This window comes from Streptomyces sp. NPDC054841 (assembly GCF_053611045.1).
Genome location: NZ_JBSGZO010000548.1, coordinates 1 through 5,224, shown reverse-complemented (window position 1 = coordinate 5,224; position 5,224 = coordinate 1). Strand labels below are relative to the sequence as shown.

Below are 5,224 nucleotides of genomic sequence, written 5' to 3'. Positions count from 1 at the left end.
ACCGTAGACTCCGGCAGGTGAGCGCCACCATCACCTCCGCCGACACCCAGCAGCCCGTTGCCGCCCCACGCGACCGAGCCCGCCGGCTGCTGCAGCGGCTCGTGCGCCCCGGTGCGGCCGTGCTGTCCGGGGTGCTGCTCTATCTGAGCTTTCCGCCGCGCCCCCTGTGGTGGCTGACGCTGCCCGGCTTCGCGTTGCTCGCCTGGTGCCTCCACGGGCGCCGGCCGCGCGCGGCGCTCGGCCTCGGCTACCTCTCCGGTCTGGGCTTCCTGCTTCCGCTGCTCGTCTGGACGGGCGAGGAAGTCGGGGCGATCCCGTGGATAGCCCTCGCCGCTGTCGAAGCCCTCTTCGTCGCGGTCACCTGCGTGGGCATCGCTCTCGTGACCCGGCTGCCGCTGTGGCCGGTGTGGGGCGCGGCCGTCTGGATCCTCGGCGAGGCGGCCCGCGCGCGGGCGCCGTTCGGCGGATTCCCCTGGGGCAAGATCGCCTTCGGTCAGGCGGACAGCTTCTTCCTGCCGCTCGCCGCGGTGGGCGGCACCCCTGTCCTCGGCTTCGCCGTCGCCCTCTGCGGCTTCGGACTGTACGAGACCGCGCGCCGGCTCCGTACGTACCGGAAGACGCGCGAACTGCCGCGCGGGCCTCTCGCGGCCGCACTGCTCGCCGTCTTCGTTCCCGTCAGCGGCGCGCTCGCCGCACTGCCGCTCGTCGACGACTCCCCCGAGGACGGCACCGCGACCGTCGCGGCGGTCCAGGGCAATGTGCCGCGCCTGGGCCTGGACTTCAACGCGCAGCGCCGCGCGGTCCTCGACAACCACGCGCACCGCACCGAGCAGCTCGCTGAGGACGTCGCGGCCGGCAAGGTGGCCAAGCCGGACTTCGTGCTGTGGCCGGAGAACTCCTCGGACCTCGACCCGTACCGCAACGGCGACGCGCGACTCGTGATCGACCAGGCCGTCAAGGCGATCGGCGCACCCACCGTGGTCGGAGCCGTCGTCACCCCGGAGACGGGCCCGCTGCGCAACACACTGATCAAGTGGGACCCGGAGCGCGGTCCGGTCGCCACCTACGACAAGCGGCACATCCAGCCGTTCGGCGAGTACATCCCCATGCGGCCATTCGTCCGCCTGTTCAGCAAGGACGTCGACCGGGTCCGCCGCGACTTCGGCCCCGGCAACAAGGTGGGCGTCTTCGACCTCGCCGGTACCAAGGTCGGGCTCGCGACCTGCTACGAGGCCGCTTTCGACTGGGCGGTGCGGGACACCGTCACCGATGGTGCCCAGCTGATCTCCGTACCCAGCAACAACGCCACCTTCGGGCGCAGCGAGATGACCTACCAGCAGCTGGCGATGTCGCGGGTACGGGCCGTCGAGCACAGCCGGGCCGTCGTCGTCCCCGTCACCAGCGGCGTCAGCGCGATCATCCAGCCCGACGGGAAGATCGTCCAGCAGACGAAGATGTTCACCCCCGACGCCCTGGTCGCCGAGATTCCGCTGCGTTCCTCGCTGACCCCGGCGACGCGCATGGGCACGCTGCCCGAGGGCGTCCTCGTGGCGCTCGCCGCCGGGGCCCTCGGGTGGGTCGGCTACGGACGCGCACGGGAGCGACGCGGCAGCGCCGGTTAGGGTTGGATCATGGCTATTCCTGACTTCATCCGAGAGATCCGCGCCACCGCAGGCCACCAGCTGCTCTTTCTGCCGGGTGTCAGCGCCGTCGTCTTCGACGACGACGGACGGGTGCTCCTGGGCCGACGGGCCGACACCGGCAAGTGGTCGATCATCGGCGGAATCCCGGACCCGGGGGAGCAGCCGGCGACGGCGGTGGTGCGGGAGGTGTACGAGGAGACGGCCGTGCGCTGTGTCGCCGAGCGGATCGTGCTCGTGCAGACGCTGTCGAAGCCGGTGACGTACCCCAACGGCGACCAGTGCCAGTTCATGGACGTCTGCCTGCGGTGCCGGGCGGTCGGCGGCGAGGCGCGCGTCAACGACGAGGAGTCGCTGGAGGTGGGCTGGTTCTCCGTGGACGCGCTGCCCGAGCTTCAGGAGTTTGCGCTGTTCCGGATCAAGCAGGCGCTCGCCGATGAACCGACGTGGTTCGACTCCACGGTGACGGGGTGAACTGTGGGCGCTGACCACATCGGTCGGCGCCTGCGCTGTACCTAGGGTGCGGAACATGACCATGAGCCCGGGTCCCGCCCCCCACTCCGCTTCCTCCGTCGCCGTGCAGTCCGTCGCTCTCGACCTGGGGGGCCGGACCGCCCTCGTGACGGGGGCTGCGAGCGGCATCGGCCGGGCCTGCGCACTGCGGCTCGCGGCCGCGGGAGCCAAGGTCAGGGCTGTCGACCGGGATGCGGCAGGACTCGACGCGCTCGTCGAGCAGTCCCTCGGCCCGGGCCTGGCGGGCGCCGTCGAACCGCACGTCCTCGATCTGACGGACCTCGACGCGGCGGAGGAGGCGGCCGCCGGAACCGATGTTCTGGTGAACAACGCGGGGCTGCAACTCGTCCGGCCCATCGAGGAGTTCCCGCCGGACGTGTTCCACACCGTCCTCACCGTGATGCTCGAAGCTCCGTTCCGGCTGATGCGGGGCGCGCTGCCGCAGATGTACGCGCAGGGGTGGGGCCGGATCGTCAATCTCTCCTCCGTGCATGGGCTGCGCGCATCGGCTTTCAAGTCCGCCTATGTGGCCGCCAAACACGGTCTGGAGGGACTCTCCAAGACCGCCGCGCTGGAGGGCGCCCCGCACGGGGTCACCTCCAACTGCGTCAACCCGGGCTATGTGCGAACCCCACTGGTCGAGAAGCAGATCGCGGACCAGGCAGCCGCGCACGGCATCCCGGAGGAGCGGGTGCTCGCGGACGTCCTGCTCAAGGACTCGGCCCTCAAGCGCCTCATCGAGCCGGAGGAGGTCGCCGAGGCGGTCGCGTACCTCTGTACGCCGCAGGCGTCCTTCGTCACCGGTACGTCACTGGCCCTGGACGGCGGCTGGACCGCGCACTGAGCCGCTCGGGGTGACCCGGTGGCGGTCACCAGGGCCGGGTGACGGAGTTGTCCACAGGGGCCGCGCCGTCCACAGGGGCTGGCGAGACCCCCCGTACGGCAGGTATCCCTGTGTTCATGTCCCACGATCAGGCCTCCTACCTGGAGCTCCTCGCACGCGGCGCCGCCGCCGAGGCGTACGACCGGCCCGTGCTGCTCGCCCGTGCGAGCGGCGCGGGTGCCGAGACGCTGTCCGGTCTGGAGCACGCCAAGCAGCTTGCGCTGCGCGTGCGCGCCGAGCTGGAGGGCAGACGGCGCCGCGAGGCGGAGCTGTCCGCGCTGTTCGAGACCGCACACGATCTCTCCGGTCTGCGCGACCTCGACGCGGTGCTCCGGGCGATCGTGCAGCGCGCCCGGTCGCTGCTCGGCACGGAGGTCGCGTATCTCAGCCTCAACGACCCCGCGGCCGGTGACACGTACATGCGCGTCACCGAAGGTTCGGTGTCGGCGCGTTTCCAGCAGCTGCGGCTCGGCATGGGGGAGGGGCTGGGCGGACTCGTCGCCCAGACCGCACGGCCGTACGTGACCGAGAGCTACTTCGACGACGAGCGCTTCCAGCACACCGGCGCCATCGACTCGGGTGTCCGGGACGAAGGCCTCGTCGCGATCCTCGGCGTCCCGCTGATGCTCGGCAGCCAGGTCATCGGCGTGCTCTTCGCCGCCGACAGACGGGCCCGGGTCTTCGAGCGTGAACAGGTCGCCCTGCTGGGATCCTTCGCCGCCCACGCCGCGGTCGCCATCGACACTGCCAACCTGCTGGCCGAGACCCGTACTGCGCTCACCGAGCTGGAGCGGGCCAACGAGATCATCCGTGACCACAGCGCCGTCATCGAGCGGGCCTCGGACGTCCACGACCGGCTCACCGAGCTGGTCCTGCACGGCGGCGGGGTCCATGACGTCGCCGGCGCCGTGTCCGAGGTCCTCGACGGCACCGTCGGGTTCGCCGACCCCGGCGCCCCGTCGCTCACCACCATGGAGCTCACCGGCACCGACGGACATGCGATACGGCACGGGGACGACTGGGTCGCGGCGGTGTCCGCCGGGGGCGAACTGCTGGGCGCACTCGTGCTGCACGGCCACCCGTCGCTCGACCCCGTCGACCGGCGAACCCTGGAGCGGGCCGCGATGGTCACGTCCCTCCTGCTGCTGGCCCGCCGCTCCGCGGGCGAGGCCGAGCAGCGGGTGCGCGGCGAACTGCTCGACGATCTGCTGGACGCCCCCGACCGCGACCCCCGCCTGCTGCGTGAGCGAGCTGCCCGGCTCCGCGCCGACCTGGACGCACCGCATGTGGTGCTCGCCGCCCGCATCGACGCCCACCCGGGCGCCGGAGGTACGGAGCGGGCCACCGCGGATCGCCAGCGTCTCTGGTCGGCGGCCTCGCACCTCGCGGCCACCCGGCACGGCCTGGCCGCGGCCCGCGACGGCGGCACGGTTCTGCTGCTGCCGCTCGGCCCCGGAGACAACGCCGGCGACCTCGCCCGCCAGACCGCCAAGCACCTCGGCGGCACGCTCCGCGAGCCGGTCACGGTCGGCGCGTCGGCCCCGGTCGAGGCCCCGGTCGCCGCCCCGGGCTCGATAGCGGGGGCCTACGTGGAGGCACGGCGCTGCGTAGAGGCCCTGCGGTCGCTGCGGCGCTCAGGAGAGGGCGCGGCCGCGCAGGATCTTGGCTTCCTCGGGCTGCTGCTCGCCGACACCCGTGACATCGAGGGCTTCGTCCGGCGAACCATCGGCACGGTCGCCGACTACGACAAGCGGCGCGGCACGGACCTGGTGCGCACACTCGACGCGTACTTCGCGAGCGGCATGAGCCCGGCCCGTACGAAGGACGAGCTGCACGTCCATGTCAACACGGTGGCCCAGCGGCTGGAGCGCATCGGCCGGCTTCTCGGCCAGGACTGGCAGTCGCCGGCCCGTGCCCTGGAGATCCAGCTCGCCCTGCGACTGCACGCGATATCCGCGGCCGTCGCCCGCTGACCCCCCATCATCCGCCGACCCTCACAGATCGCCGCCTTCCCGTCACCCGCCGATCCTGCCGCCCGCTGACTCCCCGTCACCCGCCGATCCTGCGGCCCGCTGACTGCCTGTCACCCGCCGATCCCTGCGACCTGCTGATTCCCCGTCATGCGCCGATCCCTGTCGCCCGCCGGCCCCGCCGACGGCACAAGCGGGCCGGGTGCACCGCTTCGAGC

4 protein-coding genes are annotated in these 5,224 nt (G+C 72.2%); all 4 read left to right on the top strand.

Annotated elements, in window-relative coordinates:
* Nucleotides 1-17: 17 nt before the first annotated feature.
* The 4 genes from lnt (at nucleotide 18) to ACWGI8_RS38855 (ending at nucleotide 5,009) form a co-directional block, all read left to right on the top strand.
* The gene (gene lnt, locus ACWGI8_RS38870; protein ID WP_453668160.1) at nucleotides 18-1,622 is read left to right on the top strand and encodes an apolipoprotein N-acyltransferase; all 1,605 of its coding nucleotides are present in this window, start codon (nucleotides 18-20) and stop codon (nucleotides 1,620-1,622) included.
* A 9-nt stretch (nucleotides 1,623-1,631) separates the two neighbouring features.
* Complete coding sequence (locus ACWGI8_RS38865; protein ID WP_453668159.1) at nucleotides 1,632-2,114, top strand: NUDIX hydrolase; 483 nt, start codon at nucleotides 1,632-1,634, stop codon at nucleotides 2,112-2,114.
* A 55-nt stretch (nucleotides 2,115-2,169) separates the two neighbouring features.
* The gene (locus ACWGI8_RS38860) at nucleotides 2,170-2,997 is read left to right on the top strand and encodes a 3-hydroxybutyrate dehydrogenase (RefSeq protein ID WP_453668158.1); all 828 of its coding nucleotides are present in this window, start codon (nucleotides 2,170-2,172) and stop codon (nucleotides 2,995-2,997) included.
* Nucleotides 2,998-3,113: 116 nt separating this feature from the next.
* Nucleotides 3,114-5,009 carry a helix-turn-helix domain-containing protein gene (locus tag ACWGI8_RS38855; protein ID WP_453668157.1) on the top strand — a complete coding sequence of 632 codons (1,896 nt, stop codon included), beginning with the start codon at nucleotides 3,114-3,116 and terminating at the stop codon, nucleotides 5,007-5,009.
* Nucleotides 5,010-5,224 lie beyond the last annotated feature (215 nt).